General features: G+C 73.6%; 15 protein-coding genes and 1 pseudogene. 6 read left to right on the forward strand and 10 right to left on the reverse strand.

The window, feature by feature from the left end; translation table 11 throughout:
- Positions 1 to 713 precede the first annotated feature (713 nt).
- The 3 genes from ACMA1D_RS05215 to ACMA1D_RS05225 all read right to left on the reverse strand — a co-directional run bounded on the left by ACMA1D_RS05215 (position 714) and on the right by ACMA1D_RS05225 (position 5,583).
- Positions 714 to 2,123 (reverse strand): acyltransferase, encoded by a 1,410-nt coding sequence (locus tag ACMA1D_RS05215; protein ID WP_414722670.1) that lies wholly within the window; start codon positions 2,121 to 2,123, stop codon positions 714 to 716.
- Positions 2,124 to 2,641: 518 nt separating this feature from the next.
- A complete protein-coding gene (locus tag ACMA1D_RS05220) occupies positions 2,642 to 4,165 on the reverse strand; it encodes an aldehyde dehydrogenase family protein (RefSeq protein WP_414722671.1) in 1,524 nt (507 codons plus the stop codon).
- Between the two features lie 56 nt (positions 4,166 to 4,221).
- Positions 4,222 to 5,583 carry a GAF domain-containing protein gene (locus ACMA1D_RS05225; protein ID WP_414722808.1) on the reverse strand — a complete coding sequence of 454 codons (1,362 nt, stop codon included), beginning with the start codon at positions 5,581 to 5,583 and terminating at the stop codon, positions 4,222 to 4,224.
- A 733-nt stretch (positions 5,584 to 6,316) separates the two neighbouring features.
- On the opposite strand from ACMA1D_RS05225, the gene ACMA1D_RS05230 reads away from it, so the two are divergent.
- Positions 6,317 to 7,108, forward strand: a complete 792-nt coding sequence (locus ACMA1D_RS05230; protein ID WP_414722672.1) for a hypothetical protein — start codon at positions 6,317 to 6,319, stop codon at positions 7,106 to 7,108.
- Between the two features lie 648 nt (positions 7,109 to 7,756).
- On the opposite strand, the gene ACMA1D_RS05235 is transcribed toward ACMA1D_RS05230, so the two are convergent.
- Entirely contained in the window at positions 7,757 to 7,939 is a 183-nt protein-coding gene (locus tag ACMA1D_RS05235) for a zf-HC2 domain-containing protein (RefSeq protein ID WP_414722673.1), read from the reverse strand.
- 61 nt (positions 7,940 to 8,000) lie between these two features.
- On the opposite strand from ACMA1D_RS05235, the pseudogene ACMA1D_RS05240 reads away from it, so the two are divergent.
- Positions 8,001 to 8,609, forward strand: a pseudogene (locus ACMA1D_RS05240) (sigma-70 family RNA polymerase sigma factor); the annotation flags it as partial.
- A 780-nt stretch (positions 8,610 to 9,389) separates the two neighbouring features.
- On the opposite strand, the gene ACMA1D_RS05245 reads toward ACMA1D_RS05240, so the two are convergent.
- The 5 genes from ACMA1D_RS05245 to ACMA1D_RS05265 form a co-directional block, all read right to left on the reverse strand.
- Positions 9,390 to 10,025: a copper chaperone PCu(A)C gene (locus tag ACMA1D_RS05245; RefSeq protein ID WP_414722674.1), complete on the reverse strand. Its 636-nt coding sequence runs from the start codon at positions 10,023 to 10,025 to the stop codon at positions 9,390 to 9,392.
- The gene (locus tag ACMA1D_RS05250; RefSeq protein WP_414722675.1) at positions 10,022 to 12,469 is read right to left on the reverse strand and encodes a heavy metal translocating P-type ATPase; all 2,448 of its coding nucleotides are present in this window, start codon (positions 12,467 to 12,469) and stop codon (positions 10,022 to 10,024) included. The genes ACMA1D_RS05245 and ACMA1D_RS05250 overlap by 4 nt, the downstream gene beginning before the upstream one ends.
- A 2-nt stretch (positions 12,470 to 12,471) precedes the next feature.
- Complete coding sequence (locus ACMA1D_RS05255) at positions 12,472 to 12,720, reverse strand: hypothetical protein (RefSeq protein ID WP_414722676.1); 249 nt, start codon at positions 12,718 to 12,720, stop codon at positions 12,472 to 12,474.
- A gap of 360 nt (positions 12,721 to 13,080) precedes the next feature.
- Positions 13,081 to 14,250 carry a PP2C family protein-serine/threonine phosphatase gene (locus tag ACMA1D_RS05260; RefSeq protein WP_414722677.1) on the reverse strand — a complete coding sequence of 390 codons (1,170 nt, stop codon included), beginning with the start codon at positions 14,248 to 14,250 and terminating at the stop codon, positions 13,081 to 13,083.
- A gap of 271 nt (positions 14,251 to 14,521) precedes the next feature.
- The gene (locus tag ACMA1D_RS05265) at positions 14,522 to 15,850 is read right to left on the reverse strand and encodes a glycoside hydrolase family 18 protein (RefSeq protein WP_414722678.1); all 1,329 of its coding nucleotides are present in this window, start codon (positions 15,848 to 15,850) and stop codon (positions 14,522 to 14,524) included.
- A 327-nt stretch (positions 15,851 to 16,177) separates the two neighbouring features.
- Between ACMA1D_RS05265 and ACMA1D_RS05270 the strand changes: the two genes are divergently transcribed.
- Positions 16,178 to 17,350: an acyl-CoA dehydrogenase family protein gene (locus tag ACMA1D_RS05270; RefSeq protein ID WP_414722679.1), complete on the forward strand. Its 1,173-nt coding sequence runs from the start codon at positions 16,178 to 16,180 to the stop codon at positions 17,348 to 17,350.
- 480 nt (positions 17,351 to 17,830) lie between these two features.
- Positions 17,831 to 18,766 carry an endonuclease/exonuclease/phosphatase family protein gene (locus tag ACMA1D_RS05275; protein WP_414722809.1) on the forward strand — a complete coding sequence of 312 codons (936 nt, stop codon included), beginning with the start codon at positions 17,831 to 17,833 and terminating at the stop codon, positions 18,764 to 18,766.
- A gap of 193 nt (positions 18,767 to 18,959) precedes the next feature.
- Here the strand turns inward: ACMA1D_RS05275 and ACMA1D_RS05280 are convergent, their stop codons facing one another.
- Positions 18,960 to 19,325: a hypothetical protein gene (locus tag ACMA1D_RS05280; protein WP_414722680.1), complete on the reverse strand. Its 366-nt coding sequence runs from the start codon at positions 19,323 to 19,325 to the stop codon at positions 18,960 to 18,962.
- Positions 19,326 to 19,536: 211 nt separating this feature from the next.
- On the opposite strand from ACMA1D_RS05280, the gene ACMA1D_RS05285 reads away from it, so the two are divergent.
- Together ACMA1D_RS05285 and ACMA1D_RS05290 are read left to right on the forward strand one after the other, a co-directional pair.
- The gene (locus ACMA1D_RS05285) at positions 19,537 to 19,977 is read left to right on the forward strand and encodes an Lrp/AsnC family transcriptional regulator (RefSeq protein WP_349994862.1); all 441 of its coding nucleotides are present in this window, start codon (positions 19,537 to 19,539) and stop codon (positions 19,975 to 19,977) included.
- A gap of 365 nt (positions 19,978 to 20,342) precedes the next feature.
- Positions 20,343 to 22,007 (forward strand): amidohydrolase, encoded by a 1,665-nt coding sequence (locus ACMA1D_RS05290; RefSeq protein ID WP_414722681.1) that lies wholly within the window; start codon positions 20,343 to 20,345, stop codon positions 22,005 to 22,007.
- Positions 22,008 to 22,322: the final 315 nt, after the last annotated feature.

Consider the following 22,322-nt stretch of genomic DNA (forward strand, 5'->3'; position numbering starts at 1 on the left):
CGTGGCAGCGGCAGACAGCGTGCAGCCACGGAGTGGCGGCAGGCCCGGGCACGGCCTTGCCGGGGGAGACGTCCGGTAGGGCGGCACCGCACCCGCGGGCGAACTACGTGTCGGTGCGGGTCGGCCGGCGGACACCGTCGAGCCTGGCGGCCGGCCTGGGTAAGGCCAGGTGAGACACGTATCCGGCAGCGCCCAGCCGGCCGGGCCACCGGCCGCCGCGACCCGCCGCCGTGCCAGGCACCGAGGACGAGGACGAACGCGGAGGGGGCGGGGCGTGATACGGCTGCCTCCCCTCATCGGGGAGGGGAAACAGGCCACATACGCGAGGCGCCGGAACCCCGAGAAGTTGGCTCGCCGGAGGTTTGCAGCGTCAGCTCCCGTCCGAAAAGCGGTGGAACCAGCCGCAGTTGCCGCCCCTCGGCCGGACTTGTGGAACGACCGCTGGCAGGGAGGGGGCGCCGTGGCCGACCGTCAGCCGAGCTCCGCCCGCACCGTCGTGCGCGGCCCGGCTCGACCCCTATGCCCCGCCGGTCCGCGGACGTGGCCACCGGGGCAAGCCCCCGGCCCGGCTGGGGGTCCGGCTCGGGCTCACCGGCTTTCACAAAACGGGCCCAGCCCGGTCGACCGCGCACGGCCGCGCAGCAAGCACCACGTCCACCGGCTCCGTCAGGGCCGACCGGCCCCGGCGCTCCGCCGCTTCGCGGTCTTACGGCTCAGCGCTTCGCTTTGGCATTCATAAAGGCCAGCGGAAACACCTCGCCGCAATCCGCGTACGGGTGGAACCGGCCGACCCAGGCCGGCTCCTCAAGGGCACGGACCTGGGCACGGGGCAGTGCCATATGCACATCTCGGGCGCCGTCCTGGTCGGCCGGGGTCGGCGCGATGTGCACGGTCCAGGGAACCACCATGGAGGTGAAGTCGTACCAGAAGGGGGCGCCCTGCCCGAAGTCGATGCTGTAGAAGGGCAGCTTCGACCAGTTGTTGATCGCGATCGTGCCGTCGAACGAGTCCAGAGCCATCGTGGTCATGACGCGCTTGAAGCGCCCCGCATCGCGTTCGGCGCGGAGGAATGCCACTTCCTCACGGATTCTGTGCTCCGTGTTCTCGGCGTGAGCCGCGCGGACCGCCGCGGCGACCTCGCCGAGGGGGCGGGAGCGCAGTTCGGCCGCGGTCATCCTGGGCCGGGTATTGGTGACGGCGTTGCCCCAGTAGTCATCCGGTACGGCTGTCCCGACGAACGAACGGAAGTCGGCGATGAGGCCGAGCCTTGTCTCGCTCGTGTCGGGGCGGTCATGTAATGCGCCGAGGACTTTCCAGAGATGGGCGGTCAGCGCGTCATTGGTGGACACCCACTGCTCGGTGCCAGCGAGGTCGGCCATCGCGGTGGCCTTGATGGCGGCCAGTTCAGCCGCGGTGAAGCGGGTGGTCACCGTCGTCACGCTGCCGAGGCTGCCCCGCAGGATGCGCCCGAAGAAGGCGGCCTTCCGGCCCCGCTCCATGACCGTGAGATGGGCGCCGCCTATGGAGGTGTCACCTAAGGCCGACTCGGCGAGCGCGTCGATGACCCCGCGGTCGTGGCTGGGCTCGGGGTAATCAAGGCCCCGGTGCTCGCGCGCCCAACTCTCCACGAAGCTCATGTAGCTGGCCCCGTCGGCCACGGCGTGGTTCATCGTGAGGCCCAGAACGGAGCCGCCGCCCCTCATATGGGTGAGCTTCACCGTGAAGAGCGGCGTGTCGCGGTCGACCACCCAGAACGGCATGGCGTGACTGAGGTGGCGCTCCAGCCCCTTCTTCGCCGTGTGGCGAGGCCCGTAGTCCGGCATGGGCACGGACGCGTATGCCTCGACGAAGCGCACACCGGAATCATCGCAGAGGACGCTGAGACCGCCGTCGGGATCCCTCTTCATGCGGCCGGCGAGGATCGGGAATTTGCGCAGTGTCCTGCCGAGGGAGGCACGGAGCGCCTCGCCGTCGAGTGTCTCCCGGTAGAAAAAGACACGAGGCGTATAGACCGTGCCGATGAGCATGTCGTAAACACTCAGTCGGATGCGGTCACCACTCGCCTCTCCGGCCCGTACGGCAAACGTTCGCTTGGCGCCGCTCGCGGTGGCGGTTGCCGTCATACTCCCACGCTCTTTCGTCCGGACCGAATACGCTGTCGCGCCGACGCGTCGACCCTAGTCCCCCGTGGTGAGCGGCCCCACGAAGTGGAACCGGGTTTAGGGAAAACCTCACCTTCCGTCGAAGTCGATCCTTTCCGCGGGGCCGTGGGCCTACTGCGGGGCGTTCGGCGAAGTACGCAGGGCAGCCGCACGCCGATGCCGGGGCAACCGCGCCCGCTCCACCAGCCCGTGTGGGACGTCGGGCAGGGAAGGAAGCGGAACCAGCAGAGCCCCTCCGTTCGTCGGGGCGATGAGTGGAATCACCACCCCGACGAACGAGGGGCTCCGGCGCGTGAACCGGCCCTGCTGGCCACACTATTTCGCCCAGTGCGGACAGGACGAAAGAGGTTCAGTGATCAGAAGTGGGTTTCCTGCGGGAGGAACTGGCATTCATCGAGCAAAACAGACTCGCTGAAGATTGCACCGTCGGGAGCTGCCTGACGGGTGAAAGACCAGGTCGGGCACCTCTTTTTGCGCGTCTAGAAGAAGCCCAGCTTCTTCGCCGAATACGACACCAACAAATTCTTCGTCTGCTGATAGTGGTCGAGCATCATCTTGTGGTTCTCCCGGCCGATGCCGGACTGCTTGTAGCCGCCGAACGCCGCGTGCGCGGGGTACGCGTGGTAGCAGTTGGTCCAGACGCGGCCGGCCTGGATGGCGCGGCCCGCGCGGTAGGCCGTGGTGCCGTTGCGGGTCCAGACGCCTGCGCCCAGGCCGTACAGGGTGTCGTTCGCGATCTCGATGGCCTGGTCGAAGCCGGCGAACGGGGCCACTGCCACCACCGGACCGAAGATCTCCTCCTGGAAGACGCGCATGTGGTTGGCGCCCTCCAAGATCGTGGGCTGGACGTAGTAGCCGCCCTCCAACTCGCCGCCCAGTTCTGCCCGGGCGCCTCCGGTGAGGGTCTTGGCGCCCTCCTGGCGGCCGATGTCCAGGTACGAGAGGATCTTCTCCAACTGGTCGTTGGACGCCTGCGCCCCCACCATCGTCGTGGTGTCCAGCGGATGTCCCTGCACGATCTTCTCGGTACGGGCGACGCCGGCGGCGAGGAACTCCGCGTAGTGGCCCTGTTCGATCAGGGCCCGGGAGGGACAGGTGCACACCTCGCCCTGGTTGAAGGCGAACATGGTGAACCCTTCGAGCGCCTTGTCCAGGAAGTCGTCCGCCGCGGCGGAGACGTCGTCGAAGAAGAGGTTCGGGCTCTTGCCGCCCAGCTCCAACGTCACCGGCTTCACGTGCTCCGCCGCGTACTGCATGATCAGCCGGCCGGTGGTGGTCTCGCCGGTGAAGGCGACCTTGGCCACCCGGGCGCTGCTGGCCAGCGGCTTGCCGGCCTCCACGCCGAAACCGTTGACGATGTTGACCACACCGGGCGGCAGCAGGTCGGCGACGAGTTCGAGCCAGACGTGGATCGAAGCCGGAGTCTGCTCGGCCGGCTTGAGGACGACCGCATTGCCCGCGGCCAGCGCCGGCGCCAGCTTCCACGCGGCCATCAGGAGCGGGAAGTTCCACGGGATGATCTGCGCCACCACGCCGAGCGGCTCGTGGAAGTGGTAGGCCACGGTGTCCGGGTCGATCTCGGACAGGCTGCCTTCCTGGGCGCGGATGGCACCCGCGAAGTACCGGAAGTGGTCGATGGCCAGCGGCACGTCGGCCGCCAGCGTCTCCCGTACCGGCTTGCCGTTGTCCCAGCTCTCGGCCACCGCGAGCGCTTCGAGGTTCTCCTCCATCCGGTCGGCGACCTGGAGGAGCAGCGCCGCGCGCTCGGCCGCGGGCGTCCTGCCCCACGCCGGGGCCGCCGCGTGGGCGGCGTCCAGGGCCGCCTCCACGTCCTCGGCGGTGCCGCGGGCGATCTCCGTGAACGGCTGCCCGTTGACCGGGCTCGGGTTCTCGAAGTACCGGCCCTGCCGGGGCGGCACGTAGCCGCCTCCGATCCAGTGGTCGTAGCGCGGCGCGAAGTTCACCACGGCACCGTCGGAACCGGGGTGCGCGTATCGAGGCATGGGACGACCTCCCTCACATGCCACCCACTCCCACCGCGGGCGGCGCTGCGCGGAGGCTAGTGAGCGCCGCGTTGCGCCGACGTTGCAGCGGGCCGCGCCCGCGCCACCGGGTGCGCCGCCGGCAGGCCGTACGCCGCCCGCAGCCGTTGGGTGTCGCGGGCGACCGCGGCCCGCTCGGCGCTGCCCGCGGGCAACACGGCGAGCAGCGCCTCCCGCACCTCCAGATCGCCCTCGGCCCACGGGGTGCGCACCCACGTCCGCAGCAACTCGACGTCCCGGCCGTCGAGCACCGCTCGCCGCACGCGGTCGTCGAGGACCGCCCGCAGCCGCCGCACCCCGGGCGCCTCCGACAGCGGGAGCAGCGGCCCCTGGTACGTGCGGAGTGCGGCGTGCGGGAAGCCGGCGGTGAGTTCGTCCGCCGCCATCAGCACGTCACAGCGGACCGTGGCGCACAGTCGGTACGGGCGGGAGCCGAGCAGCGGGCCGATCCGGCGCCGCAGCCGGGACAGCTCGGCCCGTAACGTGACGGGGTCCACCTCCTGCTCCCCGTACAGCAGCGCGGCCAGCCGGTCGCCGGTCAGGCCGTCCGGGTGCGTGGCGAGCAGGACCACGATCTCGCTGTGCCGCCGGCTGAGCCGCAGCCGCCGGCCCTGCGCCACCCACAGCGCCTCGTCCCGGCCGAGCGCGCTCAGCCACACGTCGGGGCCGGCGGCCGGGCGGCGCTGCGAGGTCAGTTCGGCCTCGGCCGCGCGGGCCGTCGCCTGCACCAGGGCCAGGCTGTGCGGCCCGGCCAGATGGTCGCCGCCGGTGATGTCGACCGCGCCGAGCAGCCGCCCGGTGTGCGGGTCGCGGACCGGCGCCGCCGCGCAGGTCCACCGTTGCATCGGGCGGCTGAAGTGCTCGGTGGCGAAGATCTGCACCGGGTGGCCGACGGCGAGCGCGGTGCCCGGCGCGTTGGTGCCCGCGTGCCGTTCGTCCCAACTGGCGCCGGCCACGAAGTTCATCCGCTCGGCCCGGCGGAGCTCACCGCGGTGCCCGTCGACCCACAGCAGCCGGCCCAACTCGTCCGAGACCGCGAACAGATGGCCGCCCTCCTGCGCGACGCCGCCGAGCAGTTCGCGAAAGAGCGGCAGCAGCCGGGCCAGCGGGTGCCCGCTGCGGTACGCCTCCAGGGCGCCCGGCTCCAGGCTGATCGGGGCGACCACGTCGCTCGCCACCCGCGCGGTGGCCGACCGCCGCCACGACTCGGCCACCACCGGGCGCACCGACGGCGTGATGGCGCCCCGGGCCACGAACTCCTCCCAGCCGTCGCGCACCGCCCGCGACCTGCCCGCGGGGTCCGTTCCCGGCACCATCGCCAGCCACGGGTTGAGGGACGCGTTGACGCTCGGGTTGACCACGGGGCCTGCCTCCTGCATTCGCATCGGACGACCTACGGTGGTGAGGCGTATCCGCACGTGTGGCAGATCTTCCAACCGTCCTGGTTGACGGCTAGCTGACCACCGCAATTCGGGCACTGCTCGGCTCGCGGGATCGGAAGGGACGGTCGTTGCCCGTCCCTGGTGTCGGACAGTACGCCACTCGTCGGTCTCATGTTCCTCGTCCGTTCTGCGGTACCCAACGCCCCCCGCCAGGTGAATGCCCCGGATGCGGAGGAACACGCCCGCGGGCGGCGCCCGGCGGCCCGCACGTTTCACACGGGGTGTGCGCAGCGCACCCGTCGTCGGGGGTGCACACACCCTCCCGACGGCCCGCGATCCGCAGTTGACTGGAGAGCGGGCAGCCGGCCGGCCCGTCGCACGACGGAGCGGCCGGGCACCGACGCGCATCCCGGCCGGCCGCCGGCCACCACCGATATCCGCTGGTACGCGGGGTGGGGCGGGCGGCGTACCGGGCCCGCCGCCCCACCCGAGTGGCGGGCGGCACCGCGCCCGGAGCGGGTGTCGCGGCGCGCGGCACCCGGACTGACCCGAACGGCGCAGCGACGGCGCAGGCGCACGGACCAGGCCGCGGCTCCATCCCCCCGAGCCGGCGGCCCTCCACCGCCCCGTACCGACGGGCCGAGGTGCGGGGCGGCGCTTCGCGCCCTGCGCGGTGATTCGCGCCCCCGCACGCGAGCGCTCGGGCGACGGGTGCAACGATGAGTGCGTCATGGAAGCGGGGCACGTTCTGCGGGCGCTGCGAGCAGCGGTGTTCGCGGCGGTCTGCGTGCTGCTCGCCGCCGCCGGGCACGCCGTCATGTCGGCGACGCCCATCCCGCTGTGGGCGCTCGGTCTCGCCCTGGCCGGCACGGGCGGGGCGGCCTGGTGCGCCGGGGGCCGCGAGCGCGGCCCCGTGCTGATCATGTCGTTGACGGTCGGCGCGCAGTTGGCCCTGCACACGTTCTTCAGCGCCGCCCAGACGGGCGTCGGCGGGCACGGGGCACACGGAGCACACGCCCACGGCGCCGGCGGCGCGATGTCAGGACACGGCGCGGCCGGGGCGTCCGCCGCCCTGCGGGAGCAGATCGCTGCCAGTGGCCGCGTCTGGCCGCCCAGTTGCGGGCCGTCCGACCAACTGGCCGCCGGGGCGAGCCCCACCGGCGGCAACCGGCTCGGCGTCGGCCAGCAGATGACCGACCTGGGCCAGGACGTCATCACCTCCGCCCACACCATGGCCCTGCACGACGGGCACGGCGGCCTCGGCATGTGGAGCGCCCACCTGGTCGTCGCGCTGGTCTGCGGGGCCTGGCTGTGCGGCGGGGAGCAGGCCGCGTTCCGGGTCGGCCGGGCGCTGGCCGGCTGGCTCTTCGCCCCGCTGTACGTGCTCTTCGGCGACACCGCCCCCGGGCCACTGCCCGAACACGGCCGCCGGGGCCGGGCGCACGAGGCCCACCGGCCGCGGCGCCTGCTGCTCGTCCACGTCATCGCCACCCGTGGTCCGCCACGGCCTGCCGTCGTCTGACGGCCCGTCCCCACCCGGCAGTTCCCCCTCCGGCGCGTCCCGTTGACGGCCGGAGCCGGCCTGCCCGCGCGGCACGCCGGAACCCAGGAAGGACACATGGCGATGACCCCTGCCCACCTCCGGGCAGCAGCGACGGGGCACCTGACGCCCCGCCGCGGCACGACCACTGACCAACACCGACGCACTGACCAGCACCGATGCATTGACCAGCACCGGCCCACCGGCCAGCACTGCCCTACGGGACACCGCCGGCCTGCTGCGCAGCACCGGCCCGGGCCCGTGCCGTCCGCTGGCCCTGACACTCCGCGTGCCGCCGGCGCTGACGCCGCTCCCGGCTCGCCCGTCCCACGCCCCCGGGTGATCGACGACGGACTCTCGGCCGCCCTGCCCGCCCGTGCCGCCAACGCGCGCGGGGCGGGGGAGCGCCGACCGAGCGGGATCGATCCGTACGGGACCGGCCCGCACGGAGTTGACCCGCACGGAATTGCCCCGCACGGCGTCGGCCAGTACGCGATTGGTCCGCACCAACTCACGATGGCCATGACGGACCGCGGGCCGGCCGCCGGCGCGTCGCGCGCCGGGCGGGGCCGTGCCGGGCGGGCCGGTGCCGAGGCGATCGGGCGCCCCGACCCGGCCGGGCCCGGCCGCCTAGTGCGGCCCGCTGTCGATGCTGGTGATCCACTCGCGCAGGGCCACCACCTGGTGCTCCCAGCGCCGGCAGTCGATGCAGCCACGCACGTGGGCATCGAGCGCCGCCCCGGCTACCCCGGGTGGCAGCGCCTCACCGTCGACCCTGGCGGAGAGTGCGGTACGGGAATCGGAACAGTGCACCCGCACATGGTCCCCGCTGCCGCCACCGCCCCGTGCAGCGCCCCCCGCGCGCGCGGGCGCGATGCCGCCGGGGCCCGGACCGCAACCCGGCACGGTGTGGAGCGCGGTGGCGCCCGTGGCTGAGCGAGACGACGCGGCGGTGACCGCCTGGGCCCTCGCCGCGCGCGGCGGTGACGCCGACGCGGTGGACCGGTTCGTACGAGCCACCCAGCGCGACGTGTGGCGCTACGTGCTGCGGCTGAGCAACGACCCGCAGGCGGCCGACGACCTCGTCCAGGAGACGTACCTGCGCGCACTGCGCAGCCTGCCCCGCTTCGAGGGCAGGTCGACCGCCCGCACCTGGCTGCTGTCGATCGCCCGCTACACGGTGGTGGACCGGCTGCGCTGCAACGCGGCCAGGCCGCGGCTTTCCGACACGGACGACTGGCAGACCGCGGCCGAGTTGGCGCAGTCCCGCGAACTGCCCGGCTTCGACGAGGGTGTGGCCCTCTCCCAACTGCTGGGGCAGCTCCCATACGAGCGGCGCGAGGCGTTCGTGCTCACCCAACTGCTCGGCCTGCCGTACGCCGAGGCGGCGCTCGTCGCCGGCTGCCCGGTGGGCACGGTGCGCTCGCGCGTCGCGCGCGCGAGGGAGGCCCTGATCCACCAACTGACCAGCGCCGAACGGGCCGGGTTCGGCCCCCTGGAGGCCGCCGGACCACCGCCGGCCACCCCGCGCGCACCGGCCGCGCCAGCGGCGCCCCCGCCGGCCGGGGGCAGGGCTGCTGGGGCGGCCGACGGCCGGGCCGCGGGGGCCGCGGGGACGACCGGTAGCCGGGCTGCCGGCGCGGGCGCGACCAGGTTGCAGCCCGCCTCGCTGAAGCCCGCTCCAACCGAGCCCGCCTCGCTGAAGCCTGCGCCGGCCGAGCCCGTGCTCGCTGAGCCCGCCCCGGCCGAGCCCGTCGTGGTGCAGGCGGCGCGGTCGGCGGGAGCGCCCACGCCCGCCGTAGGGGTGGCCCCGCCATCCGCCGTGGCGCACCGTACGGCACCGCTGCGAGGCGGCGCCGCCGCGCCACCGGCCGCTCCACGTGCGGGCGCGGGCGCGAGGCCGGACGCGGAACCGTTGCGCGTACCCGAACTGGCCGGGGCGCGCTGAACCCGTCGGGTGGGGGCACGGGAAGTCTTGCCGTGCCCCCACCCCGGGACCTCCCACCCCGGGACCTCTCGCGCCGCGCCGCCGCGGTGGGTAGGCCCGAAGCGTGCCGACGGCGCGGCACGCCCGCCCCGCCAGCCGCCGCGCCCGTACTCCGGGGCCACGGTCCGCCGGACATGCCAACGGCCCCACCCCGAGCGTCGCAGGACGTCGTGGGTGGGGCCGGTGGGGCGCGCGAGGCGGAGGGGGAGTCTCCTGGGGCCGCTACTCGCCCGCCCGGGCGGCGGCTGCGCGCCGTGCTTCTGGCTGCCGGGTTCGCTAGCTCCCGGGCCGTACCACCAGGGCGTTGACCCGTAGCGGCGGGCTGTCGCGGAAGTGCAGGACGAACGGCACGCGTTCGCCGAGCCGCATCGGCGGCGGGTCCTCGACCATCACGTCGAGGCCGGTCGCCGACATCTCCAGCGAGCCACCCGCGGGCAGCTCGACGGAGGAGACCATCTGCATCGTGCCCACGCCGTTCTCGTGCACGCTGCGGCTGAGCATCACGCGCCCGGCCTTCGCCGGCGTCGAGACGCGTACCAGGGCGTCGTCCGCACCACCCTCGTTGGTCAGGTTGAACAGCGCCGCCGTTGCGTCTGGGTTGGAGGGGAGCATGATGCGCGCGTCGACCAGGGTGGGTTCGGCGGGGCTGCCGGCCGCGCCGGAGGCCGTCCAGGCGGTGAGCGCGCCCAGGGTGACGGCGCAGGCGAGGACCGGCGCGAGGACGGCCGCGAAGGCCCCCCGGCGCGCCGCGATCGCCGCCAGACCCCGACGCGGGGGCCGGGGCCCCGGCCCGCCCGTCAGGTCGGCGGCCCCCGTCTTACCGGCCGCCCCGGACGGGCCGTTCGCCACGGCCGGGGCGGCGTCGGCGCCGTGGTCGATGTCGGACTGGTAGGACACGGATTCCTCGCTCATGACTGCTTCCGGGTGGCCGAGGCCGTGGCGCGGGCGGGGCCCGGGCGGGAGCCCCCGGGCCGCGGGCCGCCGGGACGTGCGGTGCCGGAGCGCGGGCGCCCCGGTGCGCCGCTGGACGAACTGGGCTGCCAGCCGCGCAGCCGCAGGCTGTTGCCGACCACGATGACCGAACTGGCGGACATCGCCGCGGCGGCCACCATCGGGTTCAGCCACCCCACGGCGGCCAGCGGCAGGGTGACCGCGTTGTAGCCGAACGCCCAGGCCAGGTTGGACCGTACGGTGCCGAGCGTGCGCCGGGCCAGCCGCACCGCGTCCGGCAGCGCGCCCATGTCCTCGCGCACCAGCGTCACGTCGGCCGCGCCGATCGCGGCGTCCGTGCCGCCGCCCATCGCGATGCCGAGGTCGGCGTGGGCGAGGGCCGCCGCGTCGTTGACGCCGTCGCCGATGACCGCGACCCGGTGGCCGCGTTCACGCAGCGAGCGGACCAGTTCGGCCTTGCCCTCGGGGGTCGCCCGGGCGTGCACCTCGGTGATGCCGAGCCGCTCGGCGACGGCGCGGGCCGTCGCCTCGCTGTCGCCGGTCGCCAGGACCGTCCGCAGACCGAGCCGGCGCAGGTGGTCAACGGCCCGGTAGCTGCCAGGCCGCAGGCTGTCGCCCAGTGCGAGTACGGCCTCGGGGACGCCGTCGACCCGGACCAGCACCGCGGTGTGCCCGGTGTCCTCGGCGCTGCGTACGGCGGCGGCGAGTTCGGCCGGCAGCGCGGGCCCGGCGATCGGGTCCGTGGCCGTGCCGTCCGCCGCCGGGTCCGTCCCGGTGACTGGCGCGTCCGGGCGGGAGACCGTCACCCGCTGCCCGTCGACCCGCCCGCTGACGCCGAGACCGGCCGTCGCGGCGAACTCCGTCACCGGCGGCAACGCGGTCTCCTCGGGCGTCGTACGGCGCGCATGCGCCAGCACCGCACGGCCCACCGGGTGCTCTGAACCCTGCTCGACCGCGCCCGCCAGCCGCAGTACCGCCTTCTCGGCCAACCCACCGGGGCGGCAGGTCACCTCCGTGACGCCCATCTCGCCGACGGTCAGCGTGCCCGTCTTGTCGAGCACGACGGTGTCCACCCGGCGCAGCCCCTCCAGTGCCTGCGGGCCCTTGACCAGGATGCCGAGTTGGGCACCGCGTCCGGTGGCGGCGAGCAGCGCGGTGGGGGTCGCCAGGCCCAGGGCGCACGGGCAGGCGACGACCAGGACGGCCACCGCGACGGTCACCGCCGCCTGCGGGTCGGCGCCGGCGCCGAGCCAGAAGCCGCAGACGGTGACCGCGATGGACAGCACCACCGGTACGAACACGCCGGCCACCGCGTCGGCGAGGCGCTGCGCCTTCGCCTTGCCGGCCTGCGCGTCCTCCACCAGGCGGGTGATGCGCGCCAGTTGGGTGTCGGCGCCCACGGCGTCGGCCCGTACCAGCAGCAGGCCACCCGAGTTGACCGCGCCGCCCACCACGGCGGAGCCCGGGCCCACCTCGACCGGTGCGCTCTCGCCGGTCACCAGCGACATGTCCAGCGCCGAGCCACCCTCGGCGACCACGCCGTCGGTGGCCACCCGCTCGCCGGGCCGCACCACGAACAGGTCGCCCACCTGCAACTGCTCGATGGGGATGCGCCGTTCGGCGCCGTCGACCCTTATCACCACGTTCTTGGCGGCTAGCGAGGCGAGCGCGCGCAGCGCGGAGCCCGTGCCGTGCCTGGCCCGGGCCTCCAACAGCCGCCCGGTCAGGACGAACAGCGGGACGGCGACCGCCGCCTCCAGGTAGACGTGCGGGGTGTCACCCGAAGCGGAGGGCAGCAGCGTGAACGGCATCTCCATGCCGGGCTCGCCGGCCCCGCCGAAGAACAACGCGTACGTGGACCAGGAGAAGGCGGCCAGCACCCCGAGCGAGACCAGGGTGTCCATGGTGGCCGCCCCGTGCCGCAGCCCGCGGGCCGCCCGGGAGTGGAACGGCCACGAACTCCAGGCGGCGACCGGTGTGGAGAGCACGAAGCACACCCACTGCCAGTTGCGGAACTGGAGCGCGGGGACCATCGAGATCACCAGCACCGGGATCGACAGCAGCGCCGTGATCAGCAGCCGGTCCCGCTCCTCGCGGGCGACGGCCCGATCGGCGCCCGCCGCCTCCCCGCCCGCAGCCCCGTCGTCCGCTTCACCGGCCTCGTCCGCCGGTCGGCCGCGCTCGGCGGTGATCGGCTCGGCGGTGTAGCCGGCGCGCTCCACGGTGGCCGTCAGTTCGGCGACCGAGATGGTGGGTGGGTGGGTGATGTGGGCGCGTTCGGTGGCGAGGTTGACGGTGGCGGTGACGCCTTCGAGGCGGGCGAGTCGTTTTTCGACGCGGGCGACGCAGGCGGCGCAGGTCATGCCGCCGATCGTGAGCTCGGTCGTGGCCGGGGTGGTGGGCACGGTCACCGGGCACCCCCGGCCGCCGCCGGCACGTCCCGGGCGGGCGCAGGCGACAGCACGCCGAGACCGTGGTTGTCCATCCCACCCATGTCGTCCATGCCGCCGCCGGACCCTCCGTCACCCGAACGGTGGAGGCCCGGCGCGACCGGCCCGGCCGCCGAGCCGACGGCGTACGCGACGCCGAACATGGCCCCGAGCAACAGGACGAAGCCGATGAGCAAGAGGACTGGACTGAACTGAGACGAGGTCATCGCCGCTCCAAGACGGACAGACGCGGACAGGGGACAGGGGCAGAAGGGATAGGGGGCAGTAGGGGTACGCAGGAAGCATGGGCAATGGGCAATGGGCGGGATCGGGGGAGGGCAGAGACGGATGCGTGACGGCGACGGGGGCCACGACGACGGTGGCCACGGGGCGACGAGGCATCATCGTGACACGGGTTAACCACATCCCGGCCCGGTTGGTCCGGCCGCGCGGCACGTGAGGTTTCTCCCTGTGCGCGCCGGGAACTGGGACCCCCACCAACCCGACTTCTTATGGATGACGGCACCGTGCCGAAGGGCGCCGCACGGCGCGGCCACCCGGCGCTGAGCCGGCCCCGGTCGCCCCGATCAGCCGCGGGCCGGCTGGCGCGACACCGGGTCGGCCACCGGCAACCGCTCCATGATCAGCACCGCCGCGTCGTCCTGGAGCTGCCCACCGGTGTGCACGTCCAGGTCGGCCCGCAGGGTACGGAGCAGTTGTACGGTCGGCAGCGCCGCCCAGCGCTGGAGCCGGGCCGCCAGCGGATAGAACGCGCCGTCCGGGCCCCTGGCCTCGGTCACGCCGTCCGTGCAGGCCAGCAGCCGACAGCCGGCCGGCAGCACCACCTGCTGGATGTCCCGCGGCTGCTCGGCCAGCTCGCCGAGGCCCAGCGGCAGCCCCGGCTCGGCGATCTCGACCTCCCGTACGGTGCCGTCCGGGCCGATCACGTACGGCGCGACGTGGCCGCAGTCCACGACGAGCAGCGGGAGCGGCGCGTCCGGGGCCGGGTGCCCGGCGCCGTGCGGGGGTGTGCCGTCGGTGCCGAGGACGAGCGCGGTCACGAAGCGTTCCTGCGCGCCGAGCGGCTCCTGGCCCTCGCCCGAGGCGTTGTAGCGGGCCAGGCCCTGCTCCATCGCGCCCACGCTGCTGAGCAGGCTGCGCCGGTGGTAGGCCGCCTCCCGGAAGGCGGTCAGCACGGCCGAGCCGGCGCCCAGCGTGCTCAGCCCCTTGCCGCGGACGTCGCCGATGAGCACCCGGGTGCCGTGCGGGGTCTCCACCGCCTCGTACAGGTCACCGCCGACCAGCGCGTCGCGCTGCGCCGACACGTAGAAGCCGTCCACCACGACCTCGCGGGTACGCAGCGGAAGCTGGCGCAGCAGGGCCCGCTGGGCGGCCTCGCCGGTGGCGCGCTCCCGGGCGAGCAGGTCCTCGCGGTCGCGCAGCAGCCGGGCCACGGCGATGCTCGCGCCCACCATCAGCGCATTGCTGAGGATCGCGCCGGCCCGGGTCACGGTGGGCACGCTGGTCGGCAACACGCCGTAGATCACGGTCATGGCGACGAAGTCGAGAGCGCCGATGACCAGGGTCTGGCGGTAGGTGCACAGGGCGGCGGCGACCATGGGCGCGACCGCGGCGTACACGTCGAGCCGCAGGTAGCGCGAGGTCAGCTCGTCGATGACGACGATCGTCGCCAGGTACCCGAGCAGCACCACGAACAGGCCACGGGCGAACCTGGGGGTACGGAGCCGCCACGACACTGTGGTGAGACCTCCCGGCGGGGCTGGGGATGCCCCCAGGCTGGCACGGACCCACGCGGTCGGCCACCGCACGCACGGCACGGACGGGCCGCGTACGGGAAGGTACGGGCGGGCGTCGTGCGGCCGGCGCGGGCGGGCGGCGTACGAGACCAGGAGGGCGCGCGGGCGCCGTACGGGGGCCCGGAAAGGCGAGCGGGTGGGAAGCCGGCGGACCGGCTCCCCACCCTGGGGGCGTCACCGACCGCGGTCGCCCGCGGTCATCGGGTGTCGACTACCTGATCGCCTTGATCAGCTCGCCGCCCGCGGTGTCTCCGCTGAGCTCCCAGAAGAAGGTGCCGCCGAGACCCTGCTGGTTCTTGTAGTTCATCTTGCCGCCGATGGTGGCCGGGGTGTCGTAGCTCCACCACTGGTTGCCGCAGTGGGCGTAGGCGGTGCCGCCGACGGTGCCGTTGGACGGGCAGCGGGTCTTGAGGTCCTTGTAGTCCTCGATGCCCTGCTCGTACTTGCCCGGCGCGGGGCCGGTCGCCTTGCCGCCCGGCTCCTTCTGGGTGACGCCCGTCCAGCCGCGGCCGTAGAAGCCGATACCGAGCAGCAACTTGTTGGCGGGGATGCCGAAGCCCTTCAGCTTCTGGATCGCCGCGTCGGAGTTGAAGCCCTCCTTCGGGATGCCCGGGTAGGCGGTGAGCGGGGAGTGCGGGGCGGTGGGGCCCTGCGCGTCCCAGGCGCCGAAGAAGTCGTACGTCATCGGCATGATCCAGTCCGTGTACTGCGCGGCGGACTTGTAGTCGGCGGCGTCGAGCTTGCCACCGTTGGAGCCGTCGGCCGAGATGGCCGCCGTCACCAGGTTCTGCTGCCCGAACTTGGACCGCAGCGCGGACAGCACCTTGGTCAGCGCGTCCTTGCCGCTGGTGTCACAGGTGAGGCCACACGCGTTCGGGTACTCCCAGTCGATGTCGATGCCGTCGAAGACATCGGCCCAGCGGGGGTCCTCGACCAGCTTGTAGCAGGACTCGGCGAAGGCCGCCGGGTTCTGCGCGGCCTGACCGAACCCGCCCGACCAGGTCCAGCCGCCGAAGGACCAGATCACCTTGAGGTTCGGGTGCTTGGCCTTCAACTTGCGGAGCTGGTTGAAGTTGCCGCGCAGCGGCTGGTCCCAGGTGTCGGTCTTGCCGTCGACGCTGGTGTTGGCGTCGTACAGCTTGTCGTAGTCGGCGTAGCTGTCACCAATGGTGCACTTGCCGCCCTGAACGTTGCCGAACGCGTAGTTGATGTGCGTCAGCTTCGATGCCGCGCCCGACGTCTCGATGTTCTTGACGTGGTAATTGCGCTGGTAGACACCCCAGTTGACGAAGTATCCGACCACCTTGTCGCCCGCGGCCTTGGTGGGGGTGGCCGGGGCGGAACGCGGTGCCTGGGCGTTTTGCTGGTCGCTCTGCGCGGTGACCGCGGTGCGTGCCTGGTCGTCCTTGGTGGCGCGGGCGCCGTCCGCGTTCGCGGGGCCGGCGCCGGTGAACAACGTGCCGACCAGGACCGCCGCCGACGCGGCGAATGCGGTGACCAACGCGGGCAGACGCGTGCGTGTGCGCTGTGATCTGACCATGGGGTCTCCTGAGTGGGGAGAGGTGGGGGGATCAGTCCGGAGAACGCGGAACTTGACATGAACGCGTTCTCTTCTGCGGGGAAACCGTAGAAGGACTAGACCACTACGGTCAATGGTTCGGACCAATTCACGCGTGACAGAACCTGATCGTCGGCCGGTGACGCGAAGCCGCCGATCAGGCATACTCCAACCCGCTACAGCCGCAGGTCATCCCGGGTCGCAATCCGGCAAGGGAAGATCGGCTGAGCCGCAGAAACGGCAGAGCCGCCGCACCCGGGCGACTTCGTCGTGCGCCGATGAGCGCCCAACAGGGAGGAGAGCGCCGCCATGACCCACCCCGGCCCGCAGCCGGTGGAGCGACAGTTGCCCACCGAGGAGTCCCGCGATCTGCTCGCGCTGGTGCGCGACCTCGCTGACCGAGAGATCCGGCCACGGGCGGCGGAAGAAGAGGACGCCGGGCACTTCCCCCGCGAGGTCTTCGCCCTGCTCTCCACCTCCGGCCTGCTCGGCCTCACCTTCGCGGAGGAGTACGGCGGCGGCGCCCAGCCGTACGAGGTCTACCTCCAGGTCCTGGAGGAGCTGGCGGCGGCCCGGCTCACCGTGGGGCTCGGCGTCAGCGTGCACACCCTCTCCTGCCACGCCCTGGCCGAATTCGGCACCAAGGAACAGCGCACCGAGCACCTGCCCGTGATGCTCGGCGGCGGGGTGCTCGGCGCGTACTGCCTCTCCGAACCGGCCTCCGGGTCCGACGCCGCCTCCCTGGTCACCCGCGCCACCCGACAGGGTGACGACTGGGTCATCGACGGCACCAAGGCGTGGATCACGCACGGCGGCGTCGCCGACTTCTACTCCGTGCTCGCCCGCACCGGCGAGCAGGGGCCGCGCGGCATCAGCGCCTTCCTGGTGCCGGGCGACGCCGAGGGGCTGTCGGCCGCGGCGCCCGAGCGCAAGATGGGCATGAAGGGCTCGCCCACCGCGCAACTCCACTTCGACGGCGTGCGCATCCCCGACAGCCGGCGGCTCGGCGAGGAGGGGCAGGGCTTCTCGATCGCGCTCTCCGCCCTGGACTCGGGGCGCCTGGGCATCGCCGCCTGCGCCATCGGCATCGCACAGGCCGCGCTCGACGAGAGCCTGCGCTACACCGCCGACCGCCAGCAGTTCGGCCGCCCGATCGCCGACTTCCAGGGCCTGCGCTTCATCCTGGCCGACATGGCCACTCAGATCGAGGCCGGCCGGGCGCTGTACCTGGCCGCCGCGCGGCTGCGCGACGCCGGCCAGCCGTACTCCAAGCAGGCCGCGATGGCCAAGCTGTTCTGCACCGACACCGCCATGCGCGTCACCACCGACGCGGTCCAACTCTTCGGCGGCTACGGCTACACGCTCGACTTCCCCGTCGAGCGCTACATGCGCGAGGCCAAGGTGCTCCAGATCCTGGAGGGCACCAACCAGATCCAGCGCGTGGTCATCGCCCGTCAGATCGCGGGCCGCGAATCCCGCTGACCCGGGCAGCACGGCCGGCCCATCAGCGGCCAGATCCGGCCACCCCCTTTGCGTGACCCTTTGCATGCGCGCGGCGCGGCACCCCACCGGGACGGGGCGCCGCGCCGCTTCGCGTACCGCCATGCGCTCGGCAGCGGCGACAGGCCGAACGGCGGAGACGAGGGGAGACGGCGGGAGACGGGACGGGGCGTGCGGGAGGGATGGGGCAGGCAGGGCGGGTGTGCGAGGGAGGACAGGGGTGTGCAGGTGAGGGGTGGTGAACTCCGGGGCGGTCACCGACCGTTCGCACCCCCGGTGTTCACATGCCACGCCCGGCACACCAGTCACCCGAACACTCTGCTGTGCCCGCACCGCACCCGGTCGGGTGCGCCGCCATCGACCCCTGGAGCAGTCATGACCGATACCCCCACCACCGCTCCCGCCACATCCGTCACGTCCGCCACATCCGCCGAAGGGAGCGGATTCAGCCGCCGCGACGGGATGCGCGCGGCGGCAGCCGCGGCCCTGGCCCTGCCGCTGACCGTCGGCGTCGCCCAGTCGGCCAGCGCGGCCGGTGCAAGCGGAACCGCTACCGGCTCCGCCGACGCCCCGCGGCCGAGCCCCGCCGCGGCAGCCACCCCGGCCGCCAGCGCCAGCGCCAGCGCCCTGCGCGCCATGACCTTCAACCTGCGCTTCGCCTCCGACGCCCGCCCCAACTCCTGGGCCGAGCGCCGCCCCGTCATGCGCACCCTGCTGCGTCGCGAGCGCCCGCACCTGCTCGGCACCCAGGAGGGCGTCTACGGCCAGATCCGCGACATCGCCCAGGACCTCGGCCCGCACTACGACTGGATCGGCACCGGCCGCGAAGGCGGCAGCCGGGGCGAGTTCATGGCCGTCTTCTACGACACCCAGCGGCTCGCCCCACTGGAGTACGACCACTTCTGGCTCTCCGGCACGCCGTACGTGATCGGCTCCAACACCTGGGGCAACGCGGTGGTGCGGATGGCGACCTGGGTGCGCTTCCGCGACCTGCGCAGCGGCGGCCAGTTCTACGCCCTCAACACCCACTTCGACCACCGCAACCAGGTGGCCCGCGAGCGCTCGGCCACCCTGATCGCCGAGCGGCTGCGCGGCCTGGACCCGGTCGTGCCCAAGATCGTCACCGGTGACTTCAACGTGCCCGCACACCAGAACCCGGTCTACGACACCCTGCTGGGCCAGGGCGGTCTGATCGACACCTGGGACCACGCCGAGCGGCGCGGCAAGCAGTACGCGACCTTCCACGGCTACCGGCCGCTGGTCCCGGACGGCGACCGCATCGACTGGATCTTCACCTCACCCGGCATCCACACCAGCTACGCGTCGATCAACACCTTCGCGCTCGACGGCCAGTTCCCCAGCGACCACCTGCCCGTGCAGGCGCAACTGGAGCTGTGACGACGGCGGTAGGGGAAGGACGGCGCGGCCCTGGCCCGGCGGGAGCGGACCGGCCGGAGTCGACCGGGCGCCCGGAGGCGGGCGGTGACGCCGGCGTGATGGGCGCGGGACTCGGGGCGAGACGGCCACCGAGGGGTTGAACCGGAGTCGAGTCGGACGGTGCCGCCCCGACCTGCGGGCGGCGCCGTCGCGGCTACTTGCGGCGCGACGGCTGGCGCGGCACCTGGCGCGGACGCGAGCCGGGGCCGCCGATGTGCGAGAAGGGCTGGGTCCGCCAGTCCAGGCTCTCCGGCAGCGTCAGCAGCAGGGCCGCGTCCTGCTCCTGGGAGCCGGTGGTGTCGTCGGCGGGCGTCGCGTCGGCGACACCACGGCCGGTGCCCGGGCAGACCGTCAGCCCGAACGGGTTCCACGGCGACGGGCACAACGCGTGCTCGGGCAGCACGTCTTCGTCCGCGAGCAGAGCGATGGGACGCGCGCAGTCCGGGCACATCACCCGGAACATCTCGTACGTCTCGTAGACGTCGCCGTCGCTGCTGTCCAGGCGTTCAAGACTGGGCATCGAGTTCTCCCCCTCGGGCTAAGGTCGACAAGGCGACAAGGTCGCCTCGACCACAGCAAGCATTTCCCGGGCCGCGGTGGCGGTAATCGCCGGCGCGCCCATGTCCCGAGCCACTGGCTGTGGCATTCGTCACATGCCCCGCGCAGATGCGACGCACGCGCGGGCGCCCGCCCGCTGTGCCTCAGTGCCTGCTACCCCATAGGGTGACCGGGTGGAGGAGTTGGACAGACAGATCGTGGAACTGCTCGTCAACGACGGGCGGATGAGCTACACCGACCTGGGCAAGGCCACCGGCCTGTCCACCTCGGCGGTGCACCAACGGGTTCGGCGCCTGGAACAGCGCGGCGTCATCCGTGGCTATGCCGCCGTGGTCGACCCGGAGGCCGTCGGGCTGCCGCTGACCGCGTTCATCTCGGTGAAGCCCTTCGACCCGAGCGCCCCCGACGACATCGCCGAACGGCTGGCCGAGGTGCCACAGATCGAGGCGTGCCACAGCGTCGCCGGAGACGAGAACTACATCCTCAAGGTGCGCGTCGAAACCCCGCTGGAGCTGGAGCACCTACTGACCCGCATCCGCTCACTGGCCGGGGTCTCCACCCGTACCACGGTCGTGCTCTCCACTCCGTACGAAGCCCGGCCACCCCATATCTGATCCGGCGTACCCGGCCTGGTCCACCCGGCGCCGCGCCCAGCCACACCGCGGGCGGGCCGGCCCCGGCCGGACACTCCCCGGTACGCGCAGCCGCCCCGCCCAAGGCGCCGGCCGGCAGGCGACGCCGCCCCACCTGGGACGCCCGCCGGCCCGCCCCCGGTGCGCAGCGGCCCGCCCGCAGCACACACCCGTGCTGCCCCGCAGGGCCCACCGATTCCCAGGACCCGGGTGGACCCCCGGCGCGGACCGCGCGCCGCCCCGAGCGACACTGGCACCCTGGCGCAGGTCAGCGACGGCGGCGCGGACGCGTCCGGCTGCCTGCCCCGATGCCCACCCCGAAGACCCGACACCGCGAGGCGAACCCCGTGAGCGACCTCATCCCGGCCACCGGCCCCAGCGCCGGCATCCCCCCGACCGAGGGCGGCACCGTGCTGCTGCGCGGCGGCACCGTGCACAGCCCGGCCGACCCCTTCGCGACGGCGATGGTGGTCGAGCGCGGCAGCGTCGCCTGGGTCGGCTCGGAAGGCGCGGCGGACTCCTTCGCCGACGGCGTGGACGAGGTCATCGACCTCGCCGGCGCGCTCGTCACCCCCGCCTTCACGGACGCACACGTGCACACCACGTCCACCGGGCTCGCCCGCACCGGCCTCGACCTGGCCGGCGCGCCCACCCTGGCGGCGGCCCTGGACCTGGTCCGCGACCACGCCGCCGCGCACCCGGGCGGCGGTGTGCTGCTCGGCCACGGCTGGGACGCCTCCCGCTGGCCCGAGGGCCGCGCCCCGTCCCGCGCCGAACTCGACCGGGCCACCGGCGGCAGGCCGCTCTACCTCACCCGCGTCGACGTGCACTCCGCGGTGGTCACCAGCGCCCTGCTCGACCAGGTCAGCGACATCGCCGGACGCGCCGGCTACCAGCCGGACGGCCCGCTCACCGCCGATGCCCACCACGCGGTCCGCGCCGCCGCGTTCGCGAACGTGACCGACGCCCAGCGGGCCGACGCCCAGCGGGCGGCCCTGCGCCACGCGGTCACGCTCGGCATCGGCACCCTGCACGAGTGCGCGGGACCCGACATCTCCAGCGAGGGCGACCTGACCGACCTGCTGCGGCTGGCCGGCGAGGAAGCGGGCCCGCGGGTCTTCGGCTACTGGGCCGAGGCCGCGAGCAGCGCGGGCGACCTGGCCAAGGTGCGCGAACTGGGAGCCATCGGGGCCGCGGGCGACCTGTTCGTCGACGGTGCGCTCGGCTCCCACACGGCCTGCCTGCACGCCCCGTACGCGGACGCCGCGTCCACCGGCACCCAGTACCTGGACCGGGGCGCCATCGCCACGCACGTGGCCCTGTGCACCGAGGCCGGGTTGCAGGCCGGGTTCCACGCCATCGGCGACGCGGCCGTGGCGGCCGTGGTGGCCGGCGTGCGCGCCGCGGCCGACAAGGTCGGGCTGGCCCGCGTCCGCGCCGCCAGGCACCGGGTGGAGCACGCCGAGATGCTCACCCCCGAGACGATCGCCGCCTTCGCCGAACTCGGCCTCACCGCCTCCGTACAGCCCGCCTTCGACGCGGCCTGGGGCGGCGACGAGGGCATGTACGTCCAGCGCCTGGGCGCCGAACGCGCCCGCACCCTGAACCCGTACGCCGCCCTGCTGCGCGCCGGCGTCCCGCTGGCCCTCGGCTCGGACAGCCCCGTCACGCCCTTCGACCCGTGGGGCACCGTGCGAGCCGCGGCATTCCACCGCACGCCCGAGCACCGGATCTCGGCGCGCGCCGCGTTCACCGCGCACACCCGGGGCGGCTGGCGGGCCGCACGGCGGGACGACGCGGGCACCCTGGTGCCGGGAGCCCCGGCGGACCTGGCCGTCTGGACGGCCGGCGACCTGGTGGTCCAGGTGCCCGACGAACGCGTCGCCGGCTGGTCGACCGACCCGCGCTCGGGCACCCCGGGCCTGCCCGACCTGACGCCGGGACTACCGCTTCCGGTGTGCGTCCGCACGATGGTCGGCGGACGCACCGTCTTTGAGCGTCCGAACGAGTGATCCGTACCCGCCGCGTACCGCCGAACGATGCCCGATCGGCCTGTCGAGGAACGTTCCTTCCCTCCGTACTGACCTGCTGATTTGACGCAACGCCGCAGGTAGCACGGCTGTTGACAGGGTGCGGGAGACGGCGGGTAGTTTCGGCCGAGTCCACCACAGGACGTCCGACCAGGGACGGATTCTCCACGCAGTCGTCGAGCGCCGCTGGGCCATGGGGCGGTGAGCCGTATCGGTTCGCCACCCACTGGGAGCCAGGTCCAGCGCACGGGGGCGGGGGAGGAGTCCACCGGGTCGGCAGGTGCGACCCGGGTGGGG

Source organism: Streptomyces sp. 796.1 (assembly GCF_047525675.1).
In the GTDB taxonomy this organism is placed as follows: Bacteria; Actinomycetota; Actinomycetes; order Streptomycetales; family Streptomycetaceae; genus Streptomyces.

What these genes read in the sequence shown, in the direction of transcription:
- ACMA1D_RS05255 (WP_414722676.1), bottom strand. Translation starts at nt 12,720, where the DNA reads ATGACCTCGTCTCAGTTCAGTCCAGTCCTCTTGCTCATCGGCTTCGTC.
- ACMA1D_RS05230 (WP_414722672.1), top strand. Translation starts at nt 6,317, where the DNA reads ATGGAAGCGGGGCACGTTCTGCGGGCGCTGCGAGCAGCGGTGTTCGCG.
- ACMA1D_RS05275 (WP_414722809.1), top strand. Translation starts at nt 17,831, where the DNA reads ATGCGCGCGGCGGCAGCCGCGGCCCTGGCCCTGCCGCTGACCGTCGGC.
- ACMA1D_RS05225 (WP_414722808.1), bottom strand. Translation starts at nt 5,583, where the DNA reads ATGCAGGAGGCAGGCCCCGTGGTCAACCCGAGCGTCAACGCGTCCCTC.
- ACMA1D_RS05245 (WP_414722674.1), bottom strand. Translation starts at nt 10,025, where the DNA reads ATGAGCGAGGAATCCGTGTCCTACCAGTCCGACATCGACCACGGCGCC.
- ACMA1D_RS05220 (WP_414722671.1), bottom strand. Translation starts at nt 4,165, where the DNA reads ATGCCTCGATACGCGCACCCCGGTTCCGACGGTGCCGTGGTGAACTTC.
- ACMA1D_RS05270 (WP_414722679.1), top strand. Translation starts at nt 16,178, where the DNA reads ATGACCCACCCCGGCCCGCAGCCGGTGGAGCGACAGTTGCCCACCGAG.
- ACMA1D_RS05265 (WP_414722678.1), bottom strand. Translation starts at nt 15,850, where the DNA reads ATGGTCAGATCACAGCGCACACGCACGCGTCTGCCCGCGTTGGTCACC.
- ACMA1D_RS05215 (WP_414722670.1), bottom strand. Translation starts at nt 2,123, where the DNA reads ATGACGGCAACCGCCACCGCGAGCGGCGCCAAGCGAACGTTTGCCGTA.
- ACMA1D_RS05280 (WP_414722680.1), bottom strand. Translation starts at nt 19,325, where the DNA reads ATGCCCAGTCTTGAACGCCTGGACAGCAGCGACGGCGACGTCTACGAG.